General features: G+C 59.0%; 9 protein-coding genes. 4 read left to right on the top strand and 5 right to left on the bottom strand.

Going from position 1 to position 16,794, the window contains the following annotated elements; genetic code table 11:
* The first annotated feature begins 209 nt into the window (after window positions 1-209).
* From C7477_RS16670 to C7477_RS16660, 3 genes are all read left to right on the top strand, one after another.
* Window positions 210-4,607, top strand: coding sequence for an FG-GAP-like repeat-containing protein (locus tag C7477_RS16670; protein WP_110754202.1), 4,398 nt, complete (start codon window positions 210-212; stop codon window positions 4,605-4,607).
* Window positions 4,608-5,360: 753 nt separating this feature from the next.
* On the top strand, window positions 5,361-7,136 hold the full coding sequence (locus C7477_RS16665; RefSeq protein ID WP_245411881.1) for a glycosyltransferase family 2 protein: 1,776 nt from the start codon (window positions 5,361-5,363) through the stop codon (window positions 7,134-7,136).
* A 227-nt stretch (window positions 7,137-7,363) separates the two neighbouring features.
* On the top strand, window positions 7,364-9,016 hold the full coding sequence (locus C7477_RS16660; protein ID WP_110754198.1) for a lysine--tRNA ligase: 1,653 nt from the start codon (window positions 7,364-7,366) through the stop codon (window positions 9,014-9,016).
* 61 nt (window positions 9,017-9,077) lie between these two features.
* Here C7477_RS16660 and C7477_RS16655 read toward each other — a convergent pair whose 3' ends face one another.
* The 4 genes from C7477_RS16655 to C7477_RS16640 all read right to left on the bottom strand — a co-directional run bounded on the left by C7477_RS16655 (window position 9,078) and on the right by C7477_RS16640 (window position 15,656).
* The gene (locus C7477_RS16655; RefSeq protein WP_110754196.1) at window positions 9,078-9,728 is read right to left on the bottom strand and encodes a S24 family peptidase; all 651 of its coding nucleotides are present in this window, start codon (window positions 9,726-9,728) and stop codon (window positions 9,078-9,080) included.
* Between the two features lie 282 nt (window positions 9,729-10,010).
* The gene (locus C7477_RS16650) at window positions 10,011-12,233 is read right to left on the bottom strand and encodes a 3-hydroxyacyl-CoA dehydrogenase NAD-binding domain-containing protein (protein WP_110754194.1); all 2,223 of its coding nucleotides are present in this window, start codon (window positions 12,231-12,233) and stop codon (window positions 10,011-10,013) included.
* A 197-nt stretch (window positions 12,234-12,430) separates the two neighbouring features.
* On the bottom strand, window positions 12,431-13,639 hold the full coding sequence (locus C7477_RS16645) for an acetyl-CoA C-acetyltransferase (RefSeq protein WP_110754192.1): 1,209 nt from the start codon (window positions 13,637-13,639) through the stop codon (window positions 12,431-12,433).
* Between the two features lie 220 nt (window positions 13,640-13,859).
* Entirely contained in the window at window positions 13,860-15,656 is a 1,797-nt protein-coding gene (locus tag C7477_RS16640; protein ID WP_110754190.1) for an acyl-CoA dehydrogenase C-terminal domain-containing protein, read from the bottom strand.
* Window positions 15,657-15,990: 334 nt separating this feature from the next.
* On the opposite strand from C7477_RS16640, the gene C7477_RS19440 reads away from it, so the two are divergent.
* Window positions 15,991-16,101, top strand: coding sequence for a hypothetical protein (locus C7477_RS19440; protein WP_342633287.1), 111 nt, complete (start codon window positions 15,991-15,993; stop codon window positions 16,099-16,101).
* A 153-nt stretch (window positions 16,102-16,254) separates the two neighbouring features.
* Here C7477_RS19440 and C7477_RS16630 read toward each other — a convergent pair whose 3' ends face one another.
* A complete protein-coding gene (locus tag C7477_RS16630; protein ID WP_425373588.1) occupies window positions 16,255-16,716 on the bottom strand; it encodes a MerR family transcriptional regulator in 462 nt (153 codons plus the stop codon).
* Window positions 16,717-16,794: the final 78 nt, after the last annotated feature.

Below are 16,794 nucleotides of genomic sequence, written 5' to 3'. Positions count from 1 at the left end.
CCCCGGTGCCGGGCACCACCACCGTCACCATCCTCCCCGGCGCCGTGGAAACCCAACCAACGCCACCGGCCAAACCCCGGTAGCGGTGTTGCAAAACCTTCTGCCGGGGACGCGTCGCGTCCCCGGCAGCCAAGACCGGCTACCACCGCATTATGCCGGAAGCAGATCGAAGCACGATTTTAATTCTTTATTTTAGATAGGAGAGTCCCATGCATATTGCCCAAGAGGTGGCGGACCTTTTCCGTCGCATACGCGCACTGCTGAGCTGCGCGACATGTTTTTGTCTATTGTTCATGGCTCAGGCAGTTTCAGTTCAAGCGGCGGCAGCACCAACGACGACTGTGCTTACAGCGTCGCCTGCTTCTCCGGTGAAGCTGGGTACAGTCGTTGCCCTGACGGCCACCGTGACAGCAACACCCAAGGTGACCAAGGGTACGGTCCTTTTTTGTAACGGCACGGTAACCGCTGTTACGCAATGCATCGGCACGAAGCTCATCGGCCGTGTGCAAGTAGATGGAACAGTCACTCCGGCCACGGCTACACTCAAATTAGCTCCGCCGATGCTGGCAACGGACAACACGTACAAAGCGTTCTACGTCGGGAATACGGCCTTTGCTGCATCGGGGAGCACCGCTGTGGCGGTAACCGTAAAGCCGGGCGAAGTTACGGTTAATCTGGACCCACCGGCTGCCGTCCCTGCGAAGCCGGGCTTCTATAATTTTGCAGCCACGGTAAGCGCCGTAGGCAGCCCCGTGGGGCCAACAGGTGGCGTGAACTTTCTCGATATCCAAAGCGGTTTGAATCTGGGGAACGGCCTCGCGGCGCTGTCGGCGCCCACCAAGCCGGCCCTGACATTGCCGCCAGTGCAATCCTACCCCACGGCGATGTCCCAACCCATAGACCAGGCCGTGGCGGATTTCGACGAGGACGGCAATCTCGATCTCGCCGTTCTCTCCGTGGGCGGTAACGGTAGCCAGTTCGTAGTTTATTTCAATGATAAAGCAGGGCAGCCCATGAAGCAGCCCGGGACGCCGTATCAGACATCGAAAACTACGTACGATAGCGCCGGAATGGTCGCAGGAGACGTTGACAACAATGGCACTGTCGATCTCGTCGTATCGAATTCCGGCGCGGGCGGTCAGCCGGGATTTGTAGTTTTCAAGAATACCGGAGCGGGGGGGAATTTCCAAGCGCAGGCGCTGATCCCGGTCCCGCCTGCCGATCCTGCCCCGGGGGTTCTTGCCCTCGCAGACTTCAATAATGACGGCGACCTTGACCTTGCTTCCATGAATCCCAGCGGTGCAACTATGACCGTCACCTTTTATCAAGGAGACGGCTCGCTGAAGTTCACAAAGGTAACGCCCACTCCGATAGCGGTTGGACCGGGTGGAAATTCTCTATTGGCTGCCGATTTCAACGCTGACGGCCTGCCGGATCTTGCGGTGGTGGCGAATCCTATGCCTCCCGCGCTCCCTATTGTCCAGGTATGGGAAAATAAGTCCGCTTGGGCATTTCCGGCTTTTCCCAGCTCACCATACACATTGAGCGTGTTGCCGCCTAAGACGGTGGCATTCGTGATGGATGTTGGCGACCTGAACGATGACGGCTATCTCGATCTGCTTGTCGGCAACTCGGCGACGAATGTGCTGCCGCTACTGCTCGGCAAAGGCGCCGGAGTGTTCGACACGCCGAAGGCGATTACTGTTACCGGTGTCGCCCTCATGCCGGCAATTGCCGATTACAATGCCGATGGCAAGCCGGATTTCGCTTATACTGCTGACAAGACCGGCGAAGTCTTCATTATGGAGAGTACCGATCCGACAACCACCACATACACTGCGGGCCCATCGGTGTATGTCGGGAATTCTGTCTTCCAAGTTGACCCCGGCGACTTCAACAATGATGGCGTGCCGGACCTGGTGGTAACCGCGGGAGGCGACGCCACCGTAAACGTGGCGTCCGTCATCTTGGAGACAAGCGCCACGGCCACCATTCCCAGCAAGCAGGTGGTTGGCACGGCCAACGAACAGCACGCTATATCGGCCAGCTATGAGGGTGACAACCACTATCCGAAAACCCTGTCGAACTTGGAATTGGCGGCTGCACAACCTATAACAACCACCCTTGTGCTCACGCCGCCTACCTTCCCCCAGCAGGGGCAGCCTATGGAATTCAAGGCTACATTGACGCCGTATAAATATCAGACCCTGTTGACAGAGGGGGAAGCCGTCAATTTCTACGTGGACTCCGATCCCACTCCGTTTTTAACGGCGTACCTCAAGGACGGCGTTGCCCAAGCCTCAACGACATCGGATAAACTTACCAAAGGCCAGCACAAAATTACCGCTACATACGTGGGAGACGATTATTTCACTACATCCACGGATGCTACCACCGGAAATAATCCGCTCAACGTCGGGCCGCCTGTCTCCGGCACCACGGTCTCGCTGAAGATCGATCCGGTGGCCCAAACCCTCGTCAAGTTTACGGCGACCGTGACGGCGAACCCGGCAGGCACTGCCGTATCACCGGGCGTCGTCAACTTCTGCCGCGCCAGCGGCCCTTGCACCGGGCTTAACTTCATCGGCACGGCACAGCTCACGCCAGCCGGCACGGCGGAGTTGACAGCCTCGATCGTGGGCACGCCGGGAACAAACTATAACGCCGTCTTCATGGGCACGCCGCAATACAACGGCGGGGTCTCTCCACCCGTCGTCGGGCTTGACACAGCACCGAAAGCGAAGACGGAGACCGCGCTGGGGCTGGGGGCGCCGGCCAATAACAAGGTCGATCTGACGGCCACGGTCACCAGCTACGGTGCGCTGCATCCGGAGCAGAAGCAGGCCCACGTTGAATTCCTGACGCTGGATGCCCCTAACGGCAATGTCGTCGGCAGCGTAGGTAAGGCACAACCCCTGACGGAAGTCACCGGTGCCGCGAAGCTAACTATGACAGGAGTGGAGACTAAACTCGGCGGCGAAACGCAGGCGGGCATCGTGCTGGCGGATTTTGACCAGAATAACAGCCTTGACCTTGCCATCTGCAATCCTGCCCAGGGAACGGTCCACCTGTTGGAATCCACCAATACCGGGACTTTCCAGAACTATACGGCGCAAGGGACCAACCCCGCAACACTGACCGCTGCCGGGGCAGCGGCGATCGTGACTGCCGATTTCAACAATGACGGCTTTCTTGATCTTGTTGTTGCCGGAACTGGCAAGCTCTTCCCTTTCAAGGGTGCCCAAGGCGGCAAATTCACTGCGGCGCCGACTGAGCCATCAACGCTCCATCAGGCGAGCGACATCGCAGCCGCTGACTTCAATAGAGACGGCATATTGGATATTGTCATCACCAGCGGCACCGGCAATGATAACTACGTTGGCGTGTTTCTGGGCGACGGCAGCCTGGGGTTTAAGCCAACATCCGCCCTGCCTGTATCGCTTGCAGGCATAAAGCCTACGGCCATCGTTGCCGCCGATTTCGATGGCGATACCTGGACCGATGTTGCGGTTAATGACGCCACCGTCGGTTCCAACCAGCTGGTGCTGCTGCGTGGCTTGGGCGACGGCACGTTCGATAACACTACCCCGTACAAGCCAAAGCTTTCGGGAGTAGCGGAGTGGCTCGCCGTAGGCGATTTCGACAATAACGGTGACTTGGACATTGCAACAGCCAACTCTAATGGTTCGGTGTCGGTTCTGGTCGGGCAAGGCAAATGGATATTCACCGAGGAGTTCACGACGGTCTCGGCATCGACAGGAGGCAATGGCATTGCCATCGGCGACTTCAATGGTGATGGATGGCAGGATGTCGCTGCCTCCGATAAGACCAAGTTTCTGAACGTGTTTCTGGGAACCGGCAATGGAACGTTTAGTGGCTTTCCTCCCTCCATCCACCTCACGCCAACCGATGTGCCTGGTGCCGTAGCTGTGGGTGATCTCAACTTCGATGGATTGCCGGATGCGGTGACCACCGAAGCGGTTGCCACAACCGGCGGCGTATACGCCGGTGTGGGCGTCCTGACGGACCAGGCGATTGCAAAATTCACCGGCGCGCAGGGCACCGTGGGCGCGGACTATGTGCAGGCGCACTATATAGTAAACGACCTGTTTGCCGACAGCTACTCGCCGTTACCAGCCCAGAAATTGCCGGTAGCTCCGCCCACTCCCCCCATCGCAACAACATTGAAAGGGCAATCATACGTTACCGGTAGAAATAACCGCCCCGCTACGATCGACTTCGAGGTTAAGGCTGCTCCTCCGGGGCCAGATCCCACCGTGGGAACCGTCACCGTCTTTGATGTTGACACCGGCGACAAACTGGGAGAGGGGCCCCCAAACACCCCGTTCCCCTTGGACCCTCTGCCGGGTAACACGTACAACTATAGAGCTTCATATATCGATCTTAGTGGGAAATACGGAACTTCCACTTGTCCGGCGAACAACGGGCCCGGCAACTGCGGCGTGATTCAGATTTCTCAGCAAGATCCCACGCCTGCGCGCGCGTTACCGCGCCGGCCAGAGAATGTTGATACCAAGCCGGCCCCCGGCCGCGCCCCTCAACAGCCAAGCCGTGGCCCTGTCAGGGACCCATCAGCAGGACGGTAAAATCTCCCGCTGCAGGCCACAATGTGGCCTGCAGCCCTCTATTTTTGAGGTCCAGCCCTGCCGGAACTCTATCGACAGGATGGTAGCTCTCTATTTGCAGGCCACGACATGGCCTGCATTTTTTTCTTCCTCCCTCAGTCCCTAAATCTGCTCTCCCCTCGAGCGCTTCCTGTTTTGATGGAATCGCTTGGTGTCCTTTTGCGCCGTTGTCGTGAATGGATAGGTTGAAGCCTGGATTCCTGTGCTTGTCACAGGAATCCAGGCTTCAACGGTGAAACAGTCCGCACCGATAAAAAAATATCACCGTTTCAACCTAAAAATGAAATGCCCCTAAACCCTGAAATTCGCATCGCGATGCGAAACGGAGGAGGCTGGACGCGAATCATTAGGCTCCACTGAAGCAATAAAAACAGATTGTAATTCACGAAGATTTAAGTTTAATGAAAGGTGAATTTGGTAAGGAGTGTAAAATGCCGTGTATCGATACATTTATACTTATATCTGCATTCACGCGTTTTTCCGGAATCTTGTCCAGCACCGGAATCGAGTCAAAATAAAACCATGGCAAAAGTCGGGGGTGCTCAAGCACGCCAAGCCGGGGAAGCGGCTTGGCTGCATAAGGAATATCATGCCGAAATTTTGATCTGTTCGGCCATCGCCGCAAGACTTTGCCTCAATGGGGCAAAGAGAAATGAAGTAATTCGAGCATTCATCGAAGCAAAGAAAAACAATACTTCATTTACCGACGAGATCATGACATCAGCCGGTATACGGCAGGAACGGCTTTATGAGGCGATTGCCTGGGAACTGGGCGTGGGCTTCGAGGAGCGCATCGTTTCCTCCGATATCCTGCTGCGAGAGGATGACATCCCGCAAAATCTGCGGAGCATCCGTCATGTTCTCATAGCGCATGGCGGGGGACGAACCTTGCTCTATATCGCACCGACGATCGACGATCTGGTTGTGCTCAAGCGGAGCCTTTCGCAAACGCCGGCTCTTGCCGAGCGGCTGCGTGTATGCCCCCCGGCGATGCTGGCCCAAATGATGCGTTTGAGGCAGGAGCGAGAGCTGGTAAAGATCGCCCAGGAGATGACTCCGCCGCATTTTTCAGCCGCAACGGTATTGAATGGCTGGCAGGGCTTCGTGCTGGCTGAGACAGTCTGCTTCTTGCTTGGGTTTCTTATGTTTCGTCCGCTGGAAACAGCCGTGGTCCTCCATGTCGGCCTGACGCTGGTCTTTTTCTGCTGCGTTACGATGCGTCTCCTTGCCTCATCTGTTGCGCGGGCGCCGCGTCTGCCCAATGCCGGCAGTGTGCTTCCCCGGGACATGCCGATCTATACCATTCTGGTGCCGCTCTATCAGGAGGCGGAGATTATTCCGCAATTGCTGCGGGCGCTGTCCGGTTTGCAATGGCCGGCATCCAAGCTCGACATAAAACTCGTCTGCGAGGCCGACGATGCAGGCACGATCGCGGCAATCGAAGGATATGTCCTGCCGTCGTGTTTCGAACTCATCCGGGTTCCGGCCGCGGGACCGCGCACCAAGCCGAAGGCATTGAACTACGCCCTGCAGTTCGCACGCGGTGAATTTATTGTCGTCTACGATGCCGAGGACAGGCCGCATCCCGATCAGTTGCTCGAGGCGTGGAATACATTTCGTGTCGGCAATGGAAAGCTCGCTTGCCTGCAGGCGCCGCTCCTGATTTCGAATTTCCACTCCGACTGGCTGACCCGGATGTTCGCGTTCGAATACGCGGCGTTGTTTCGCGGTCTCTTGCCCTGGATGGCGCGCATGAACCTGGTTATTCCGCTGGGCGGAACCTCCAACCATTTGCGCCGCGAATGTCTCGAGGCGGTAGGCGGCTGGGATTGCCACAACGTGACGGAGGATGCTGATCTGGGCTTCAGGCTTGCGCGTTTCGGCTATTCCGTCGGTGTGATCTCCCGCGGCACGTGGGAGGATGCGCCCAGATGCTATACGGATTGGAAGAAGCAACGCACACGCTGGCTCAAGGGCTGGATGCAGACCTCGCTCGTCCACTTGCGCAACCCGTGGCGCACATGCCGCGAGCTGGGTCCGGGCCGTTTCGCCATGAGCGTGCTTTATATGCTTGGCCTGATCCTCTCGGCGCTCGTTTATCCCCTGATGATGGTCACGATCGTTCTGATCGTCACGACCGCCCTCACGGGGCCTGCTTCCTTCTGGTCATTCTATCTCCTTTGCGTCGATGCGGTGAACATCGTGCTTGCCTATTTGAGCTATTATGTCCTGGGGCTAAAGACGCTGAGCCGCGATGAACGCAGGGCAGGGCGGTATTTCTGCTGGATCCCGGTTTATTGGCTGCTGATGTCCTTCGCCGCCTGGCGCGCTGTGTGGCAATTGTTCCAGGCGCCGCATTTATGGGAGAAGACGCCACACCATCCAAGCGGTGCCTTCGCGCTCCCGCGTTCCTCCCAGCCGCCCAAACTGTCGCAAATACGGACCGGCAACCTGGGACATTTTTCCGCCGGGTGGAAACACCCGGCCTAAAGCATGATCCCGAAAAGTTGCAGACTTTTCGGATAAGATCATGCGGCTAAAACAAAGATTTAGAGCGGGATGCCCGATTCGGCTTAATTGCATACCGCTCCGAGCGGCTGCAGAGACCCACGAACCGAAGCAGGGCTTTCGTTGACATTTCATTCTTAAGGTGATTTTCCGTCACCTAAGGGTGATTTTCCGCCCGCCCGGCCGCCGCGCATCAGGACTCTCAAAAAATGACCATGCATCGCCTTCCCGAAATCACGCTGACCCCGGAACTGACCGCAGCCGTGAGGGAAGCGAAAGCCTGGCCTTTCGAGGAGGCGTGGAAAATTCTCAAGCGTTATGAAAAGACCGGTCTGCCCGAAACCGTGCTTTTCGAGACCGGCTACGGCCCATCCGGCCTGCCGCATATCGGGACTTTCGGCGAAGTGGCGCGCACCTCGATGGTACGCCATGCGTTCCGTGTCCTGACCGGCGATAAGGTCAAAACCCGCCTCATCTGCTTTTCCGACGATCTGGATGGGATGCGCAAGATCCCGGATAATGTGCCTGACAGGGCGGCGCTGGAGCCTTACCTGCAAATGCCGCTTTCTTCGGTGCCCAACCCGTTTGGTGGCGATTATAAGAGCTTCGCTGACCATAACAACGTGATGCTCTGCCGCTTTCTCGATACGTTCGGCTTCGATTATGAGTTCGCGAGCGCGACGGAATATTACAAGGCCGGCCGGTTCGACGCGGTGCTGCTGAAAGCCGTCGAGCGTTACGACGATATCATGAAAGTGATGCTGCCGACGCTCGGGGAGGAGCGTCAGGCGACGTATAGCCCTTTCCTGCCGATTTCGCCGAAATCGGGCCGGGTACTTTACGTTCCGATGAAGCGGGTGGACGCCAAGGCCGGAACCATCACGTTCGACGATGATGGCACGGAAACCACACTTTCCGTCACCGGCGGCAATGTTAAGCTGCAATGGAAGCCGGATTTCGGTATGCGTTGGGCGGCGCTCGGCATCGATTTTGAGATGTTCGGCAAGGACCACCAGACCAATGCGGTGATCTACGACCGGATTTGCGAAATCCTCGGGGGACGCGCACCGGAACATTTCGTCTACGAGCTTTTCCTGGATCAGCTTGGCCAGAAAATATCCAAGTCCAAGGGCAACGGCATCGCTATCGACGACTGGCTGGCCTATGCTCCGACGGAGAGCCTGGCGCTCTACAATTTCCAGAAGCCGAAGACCGCGAAGAAGCTCTATTTCGACGTGATCCCGAAGGCGGTGGACGAATATTTCACCTATCTCTCCGCCTATCAGCGGCAGGACTGGAAGGACCGGCTGAACAATCCGGTCTGGCATATCCACTATGGCAATCCGCCGAAGGTGGATTTGCCGGTGCCGTTCGCGCTGTTGCTCAATCTGGTCAGCGCTTCGAACGCGGAAAGCCCAAGCGTTCTGTGGGGCTTCATCTCGCGGCATGCATCGGGTGTTACGCCGGCAAACAATCCGGAACTCGACGCGCTGGTCGGTTACGCGATCCGCTACTTCAATGATTTCGTCAAGCCGACGAAGCAGTTCCGCGCACCTGATGAGGTGGAGCGCGGCGCCCTGGAGGCGCTTGATGCCAAGCTTGGTGAACTGCCCGCCGACAGCGACGGCAATGTCATCCAGAACGCCATTCTGGACGTGGCGCGCGCCAATGAGCGCTATCAGGACCACACCAAGAAGAGCCCGGAAGGTGGCCCAGGCGTGTCCGTGTCATTCTTCCAGATGCTTTATGAAGTGCTGATCGGGCAGGAGCGCGGGCCGCGCTTCGGTTCTTTCGTCGCGCTCTACGGCGTCGATGAAACGCGAGCGTTAATCAAAAAAGCACTGGCTGGGAACTTGGGTTAACAGGACAATAACGCGGCATGTTCCGGCAGGGAATGTCATCTGCCATAAGCATATTTCCTCGCTACTGGCTTGCCCAGATGATGCGCGCGATCCAGTCCACTTCGGGGGCCTCGAAAATACGGTTGGGGTGCTCCGGATTCATCGACGAAAGCTCGATGGCGCGCGGTGTCTGGCGGTGTAGGATCTTGGCCATGATCTCGTTCTCCTTCGTCTTGAGGATCACGCGATCGCCCCGCCGGATGGACGCATTGGGAGCGATGATCAGTGTGTCGCCATCCCTGTAGAGCGGCAACATGGAATCGCCCGAAACCTCCAGCGCATAGGTTGCATCGGCGGGACCTGCGGGAAATTCCAACACATCCCAGCCTTGGCCAGCCGGAAAGCCCGCATCGTCGAAGAAGCTGCCGATATCTGCCTGCGCCAGCCCCAAAAGCGGGATCGCGCGTGAGGACGCACCGGGAGCGGTCAAGGCAGGTCCTTCCTCGCCCCGTACCAGCCCCATGAATTCATCGAGCGACGCGCCGGTCGCATCCATTACCTTGGCAAGCGATTCCGTCGAAGGCCAGCGGGCGCGCCCGTCGGCGGCGTGGCGTTTGGATTTGTTGAAGGTGGTAGGGTCCAACCCCGCGCGACGCGCAAGACCAGAGGCCGTCAGCGAGTATCGCTCGGCCAACGCATCGATAGCGGCCCATACGCGCTCATGAGAGAACATGGCGAAATTTTCCTGATAGAGACAGGAAAAAATACCTCTTTTTTATGGATTAAGCAAGGGAAAGGAAAGGGCGGCTGGCTTGGCTATGAATTGAACCAATGCAATAGGAAAAAAAGCGGGTATCATTGGCTACTTCCTTCCCCCTTGCGGGGAGGGTGGCCCGAAGGGCCGGGTGGGGGTGGCAAAGGCAGCGCGCTCCGGTCGACTGTGCATACAATCGTCACCACCCCCATCCGCCCGCTCCGCGGGCACCTTCCCCGCAAGGGGGAAGGGTAAAGAAGATCACGCCGCCTGTTTTTGCGTCTCCGCCTTGTAGGGATCGAAGCGCTGGTAGAAGGTCTCGCCGTTGTCCGCCATGTCGGTGAGCAGTTTCGGCGCTTTGAACTGAGCGCCATACTTCTTCTGCAACTCCTTGGCTCGTCTCACGAATTTTTTCGCGCCCATGCCGTCGATATAGGAGAGCGTGCCGCCCGTATAGGGTGCGAAGCCGAAGGCGAGGATGGAGCCGACATCGGCCTCGCGCGGATCGGTGACGATGCCCTCTTCCATGACGCGCGCCGCTTCCAGCGCGATGGTGAACAGGAAGCGTTCTTTCAGTTCCTCGACGTTGACCTTGTCGGGGTCCTGCTGCGGATAGAGCGTTTTCAGCTCCGGCCACAGGTGCTTCTTGGCAGGCTTCGCCGGGTAATCATAGAAGCCCTTGCCGTTCTTGCGGCCCTTGCGGTCGAACTCGTTGACGAGCTTGTCCACCAGTTCCACATGGCGCGGATCGACTGCCTTCGGCCCAAGATCGGCAAGCGCCGCCTTGAGGATTTTCTGCGACAGGTCGATGGCCGTTTCGTCATTGAGCGCCAGCGGGCCGACCGGCATTCCGGCCATGCGGGCGGCGTTCTCGATCATTGCCGGCGGCACGCCTTCGATCAGCATGTTGTAGGCTTCCGACATGTAGCGCAGCACGCAGCGGTTGACATAGAAGCCGCGCGTATCGTTGACGACAATCGGCGTCTTCTTGATGGCGCGCACATAGTCGAGCGCCACGGCCAGCGCCTTGTCGCCGGTCTTCTTGCCGAGGATCACTTCCACCAGCATCATCTTGTCGACGGGCGAGAAGAAATGGATGCCGATGAAATTCTTCGGGCGCTCGGAGACCTTGGCGAGGCCTGATATCGGCAGTGTCGAGGTGTTGGAGGCAAAGATGGCTGAGGATTTCAGCACCGCTTCGGCCTTCTCCGTCGCCTGACGCTTGACCTCGCGATCCTCGAACACCGCCTCGATCACCAGATCAGCGCCTTCGAGATCGGCGTAATCCGCTGTGGGGATAATCAGCGAGAGGAGCTTCTGCTTGTCCTCCTCGCTCATCCTGCCCTTCTGCATTTCCTTGGCAATGAGATCGGCGGCATGGGCCTTGCCCTTTTCCGCCGCCTCGACATCGCGATCGATCAGCACGACGGGAATGCCTGATTTGGCGGTGACATAGGCGATGCCCGCGCCCATGAAGCCCGCGCCGATGACGCCAATTTTGGTGAACTTCGTCGGCTTAATATCCGCCGGGCGGCGCGCGCCCTTGTTCAGTTCCTGCAGGGAAACGAACAGCGAGCGGATCATCATGCCCGCCTCAAGGGTCTGCAGGATTTGCGTGAAATAGCGCTGCTCGATCTTCAGCCCCGTGTCAAAAGGCACAAGCAGGCCTTCATAGACGCATTTAAGGATCGCCGCGGCGGCGGGATAGTTGCCATAGGTCTCGCGGCGCAGGATGGCGCTCGCGGCAGGCCAGAGATTGGCCCCCGCCGCCGAATAGATCGGCGCGCCGGGCAGCTTGAAGCCCTTCTCGTCCCATGGCTGCACGGGCTTCAGCCCGCCCTTGATCAATTTCTTCGCCGTCTCGACCAGCTTTTTCGCCGGCGCGATCTCGGTGATGAGGCCCATCGCCTTGGCGCGCTGCGGCGTCAGGCTTTGGCCCGTCGTCATCATCTGCAGGGCGTCCTGCTGATTGGTGAGACGCGGGACGCGCTGCGTGCCACCGGCGCCGGGGAAGATACCGACCTTGACTTCGGGCAGCGCCATCTTGACGCCCGGTGCGTCGGAAGCGACGCGGGCATGACAGGCGAGCGACATCTCGAACGCGCCGCCCATGCAGGTGCCGTTGATTGCCGAGACCCAGGGCTTGCCCGAGGTTTCGAGCTTGCGGAACAACCCGCCCATGCGACCGCTGCTCTTGAAAAGCAGTTCCACCGCCTTTTGCGAGTCCTTGGCCTTTTCTTCCTGAAAGAGCTGGAACATGCGCTTGAGCATGGTCAAATCGGCGCCGCCGGAGAAGGAGTCTTTGCCCGAAGTAATGACCGCGCCCTTGATCGCGGCGTCTCCCGCCACACGGTCGACGATGGTTTCGAGTTCGTCCATCACCTCTTCGGTGAAGACATTCATCGACTTGTCAGGCATATCCCAGGTGACGAGCGCGATACCGTCGGCGTCGACGTCGAATTTGAAGTTTTTGTAATCAGCCATTGGAGAGTTCCTCCTCAAAAATCTGTTGCGGCGATAACGATTGGCCTTCCTTCCCCCTTGCGGGGAAGGTGCCCGCGGAGCGGGCGGATGGGGGTGGTGACGTTTGCGCTTAGGTGAAGACCGTACCGCGCTGCCTTTGCCACCCCCACCCGGCCCTTCGGGCCACCCTCCCCGCAAGGGGGAGGGTAAAAAGGGCGCTAGACGCGTTCGATGATGGTGGCGGTGCCCATGCCCGCGCCGATGCAAAGCGTCACAAGCGCGGTGTTCAAATCGCGGCGCTCCAGCTCGTCGAGCACGGTGCCAAGGATCATCGCGCCGGTGGCGCCGAGCGGATGGCCCATGGCGATGGCGCCGCCGTTGACGTTGATCTTGTCGTGCTGGATGTCGAAGGCCTGCATATAGCGCAGCACGACGGCGGCGAAGGCCTCGTTCAGCTCGAAAAGGTCGATATCCGACAGCTTCATCTTGGAGCGTTTCAGCAGCTTTTCCGTCACATCGACCGGACCGGTCAGCATCAGCGCCGGTTCCGAGCCGATATTGGCGAAGGTGCGGATGCGCGCGCGGGGCTTCAGCCCCAGCGTCTTGCCTGCCTTCCTGGAGCCGAGCAGCACGCCCGCCGCGCCATCGACGATGCCGGAAGAATTGCCGGCGTGATGGACGTGGTTCACCGTCTCGACTTCCGGATGCGCCTGGATGGCGACGGCATTGAAGCCGCCCATCTCACCCGGCATGACGAAGGATGGATTGAGCGACGCCAGCGCCTGCATGTCGGTTCCGGGCCGGATTGTCTCATCGTGACCCAGAATGGTCAGGCCGTTCTGGTCCTTGACCGGGATGACCGAATTCTTGAAATAGCCCTTTTCCCAAGCCTTCGCGGCGCGCTTCTGGCTTTCCACCGCATAGGCATCGACATCATCGCGGGAGAAGCCGTATTTGGTGGCGATCAGATCCGCGGAGACGCCCTGCGGCATGAACCAGCCGGGCAGGCCCACGGACGGATCCATGTACCAGGCGCCGCCCGACATGCCCATGCCGACGCGCGACATGCTTTCCACGCCGCCGGCGATGACGATATCGTCAGCGCCTTGCGCGATCTTGGCTGCGCCGAAATTGACGGCATCGAGGCCGGACGCGCAGAAGCGCGAGATCTGCATTCCCGGCGCCTTGAAATCATAGCCCGCCTCGAAAGCGGATGAGCGCGGGATCACCGCGCCCGCCTCGCCGACAGGATCGACGCAGCCATAAATGATGTCGTCGACTTGCGAGGTGTCCAGCCCGTTGCGGTCGCGCAACGCCTCGAGCACCTTGGCACCAAGGCGCACCGCCGGCACCTCATGCAGGCTGCCATCCTTCTTGCCGCGCCCGCGCGGGGTGCGGACGTGATCGTAAATATAGGCTTCGGCCATTTATCTTCTCCCTTTGTGCCTAGCACTCACCCCCCTCTGCCCTGCCGGGCATCTCCCCCTCAAGGGGGGAGATTACGCCTTCATAGATGGCCGGCACCCGATCGCAGATCTCGCAGGATGAGCGTAAGGCGCCGTGTCAGCCAATCTCCCCCCTTGAGGGGGAGATGCCCGGCAGGGCAGAGGGGGGTGCGGCTTGGTGAAAACACACCCTATGCTTAGTCTAAAACGCTTCCGCCGGCAGCGCCATCAGCGTATCCGCGCCGGTCTGGATGCGGGCGAGATGGGCTGCGGTTTCCGGCATGACGCGCTCCATGAAATAGCGGGCGGTGACGAGCTTGGCTTCGACGAACGCCGCCTTGTCGCCTGCTCCGGCTTCCAGCTTCGCTTCGGCGGCCTTGGCCATCTGCGCCCACATATAGCCCAAAGCGACGAGGCCGAAGAGATGCATATAGTCGGTCGAGGCGGCGCCGGCATTGTCGGGCTTGGCCATCGCGTTCTGCATCAGCCACATGGTAGCGGCCTGAAGGTCACCCAAGCCCTTCTTCAGATGCTTGGTGTAGAATGACAATTTGTCATTCGCGCGATTCTCCTCGCAGAAATCGCCAACTTCCTTGAAGAAGGCCATGACGGCGCGACCGCCGTTCAGCCCCAGCTTGCGGCCGACGAGATCGAGCGCCTGGATACCGTTGGCGCCTTCATAGATCATGGCGATGCGCGCATCGCGCACATACTGGCTCATGCCATGCTCTTCGATATAGCCATGGCCGCCGAAGACCTGCTGCGCCATGACCGCGTGATCGAAACCCTTGTCAGTCAGGACGCCCTTGAGAACCGGCGTCATCAGGCCGATGAGGTCGTCCGCTGCCTGGCGCTCCGCCTCGTCGGGCGAACGGTGGGCGATATCGGATTTGAGCGCGGTCCACAGGATCAGCGCCCGGCCTGCCTCGTTGAAGGAGCGGATCGTCATCAGCGCCCGGCGGATGTCGGGGTGGACGATGATCGGATCGGCCTTCTTTTCCGGCTCCTTCGTGCCTGAAAGCGCGCGGCCTTGAATGCGATCACGCGCGTATGCGGCGGCGTTCTGATAGGCGGTTTCGGCGATCGAAAGCCCCTGCAGCGCGACGCCAAGGCGCGCCTCGTTCATCATGGTGAACATGGCGCGCAGGCCCTTGTTCTCGCCACCGATGAGATAGCCCGTCGCCTCGTCATAATTCATGACGCAGGTGGAGTTGCCGTGAATGCCCATCTTCTCTTCGATCGAGCCACAGGAAACGCCGTTGCGCTTGCCGGTGTTGCCACTCTCGTCCAGCTCGAACTTCGGCACGATGAACAGCGATATGCCCTTGGTGCCCTCAGGCGCACCCTCGATGCGGGCGAGAACGAGATGGACAATGTTCTCGGACATGTCGTGTTCGCCGGCGGAGATGAAAATCTTCTGCCCGGAAATCTTGTAGGAACCGTCGCCATTGGGCACGGCCTTGGTGCGCAGGAGCCCCAGATCGGTGCCGCAATGCGGCTCGGTCAGGTTCATGGTGCCGGTCCAGATGCCCTCGACCATCTTCGGCAGGTAGGCCTGCTTCTGCTCGTCCGTGCCATGGGTGAGGATCGCCGCGATCGCGCCCTGCGTCAGGCCGGGATACATCATCAGAGCCATATTGGCCGACGACATATACTCCCCCGCCGCCACATGCAGCGCATAGGGCAGCCCCTGACCGCCATACTCAGCGGGAACGGCGAGGCCCAGCCAGCCGCCCTGGCAGTAGAGATCGTAACCCTGCTTGAAGCCCTTGGGCGTCGTTACCGAGCCGTCGCCATGGCGCTCGCAGCCCTCATGGTCGCCCACCTGGTTGAGCGGGAACAATGTGTTTTCCGCCAGCTTGGCGCCTTCCTGCAGAATGGCTTCAACCACATCGGGCGAAGCGTCGGCGAAGCCGGGGAGATTGTCATAACGCTCGTAACCCAAGACATCGTTGAGAATGAAAAGCGTGTCTTCGACAGGCGCGCGATAGCTCGGCATCAATTTCCTCCATCAGAATTTTTATTCGCCGCATTTATGCGAATGCCCAAGCATCGCTTGACCGCAAAATGCTGTGCAACCCGTGAAAGGCCCGGAAAAGGCAATATCGTGGCGAATACTAGCGATCTTTGACGTTTGCGTAAACGTCAAAAAACGATCCTCTGCCCGGCGGTGATGTTTTTGTCAGAATATGTGAAATCAGCTATAAGGATATCCGAAAAGGGAAATCCAATGCCTCTGTTCATCAAGGATTCTACAGTTGGCCGTATGGCGGAGCAGATTCGCTTGCGCACCGGGGGCGCGTGCAAAGACCGATGCGGTTCGCACGGCCTTGATGCACGAATTGGAGCGTATCGAAGGACAAACACCATTGCGTGACAAGCTGAGCGCCATGCGGCAGCGCGCGCGGGAACGTCTCGGACCGCCGTGTCCGGTATCGACATGAAAAAGCTCATGGATGAGCTGTGGGAGGAAGGCGAGTGACCTTCGTTTCGGTAATCGTCGCGATTTTGAAAACAAAAAGTAGAGCGGTTCAACGGTTCAATCGAAACACAGGAGCCGCTCCAGCATAGATCCCTGTATCGGGCCGGGATGTGCTTTACGAAGCCGCGGCTTTGGGGGTCGCGCCCAGCTTGCCCAATGCGAAATCGACCACCTCGCGGAGATCGGCGATCGATTCATCGAGCGCAGCGCGCTGCTCTTCCAAGCGGGCGAGTTGGCGGGTGGATTTATCCAATACCGCCCGCATCTGGCGGATGTTGGCGCCTTCCGGCTCGTAAAGGTCGATCAGAGATTTCACTTCACGCAGCGTGAAGCCGACCTTGCGCCCGAACAGGACCAATTTGAGCCGGGTGCGGTCGCTGCGCGTATAGAGCCTGGTGGTTCCGGCGCGGCGCGGATTGAGCAGGCCCTTATCCTCGTAAAAACGCAAGGTCCTGAGCGAAACGCCGAATTCGCTGGCGAGATCGCCGATGCGGAACGCCTTATCTTCCGGTATTTCACGCTGCTCGTCCGAGAACAGCATTACGGCAGGAGAGTTCACGGCCTTCTGGTCGTTCATATTCTCGTTTTTCCAGTTTCGGCCTCTGGAGACCCAGCTTCTCTACCCCTCAAGCCGTCTGTGAAAGAGGCCTGCGAA

It is taken from the genome of Paramesorhizobium leguminum (assembly GCF_003217235.1).
Classification (GTDB): Bacteria; Pseudomonadota; Alphaproteobacteria; order Rhizobiales; family Rhizobiaceae; genus Paramesorhizobium; species Paramesorhizobium leguminum.
Note: the sequence above shows the minus strand (reverse complement) of the source record. Positions and strands in the feature narration are given on the sequence as shown.

Excerpts from the sequence above, each read along its gene's own strand:
- C7477_RS16665 (WP_245411881.1), top strand. The coding sequence starts at position 5,361 with ATGACATCAGCCGGTATACGGCAGGAACGGCTTTATGAGGCGATTGCC.
- C7477_RS16630 (WP_425373588.1), bottom strand. The coding sequence starts at position 16,716 with ATGAACGACCAGAAGGCCGTGAACTCTCCTGCCGTAATGCTGTTCTCG.
- C7477_RS16650 (WP_110754194.1), bottom strand. The coding sequence starts at position 12,233 with ATGGCTGATTACAAAAACTTCAAATTCGACGTCGACGCCGACGGTATC.
- C7477_RS19440 (WP_342633287.1), top strand. The coding sequence starts at position 15,991 with ATGCACGAATTGGAGCGTATCGAAGGACAAACACCATTGCGTGACAAG.
- C7477_RS16655 (WP_110754196.1), bottom strand. The coding sequence starts at position 9,728 with ATGTTCTCTCATGAGCGCGTATGGGCCGCTATCGATGCGTTGGCCGAG.
- C7477_RS16640 (WP_110754190.1), bottom strand. The coding sequence starts at position 15,656 with ATGCCGAGCTATCGCGCGCCTGTCGAAGACACGCTTTTCATTCTCAAC.
- C7477_RS16660 (WP_110754198.1), top strand. The coding sequence starts at position 7,364 with ATGACCATGCATCGCCTTCCCGAAATCACGCTGACCCCGGAACTGACC.
- C7477_RS16670 (WP_110754202.1), top strand. The coding sequence starts at position 210 with ATGCATATTGCCCAAGAGGTGGCGGACCTTTTCCGTCGCATACGCGCA.
- C7477_RS16645 (WP_110754192.1), bottom strand. The coding sequence starts at position 13,639 with ATGGCCGAAGCCTATATTTACGATCACGTCCGCACCCCGCGCGGGCGC.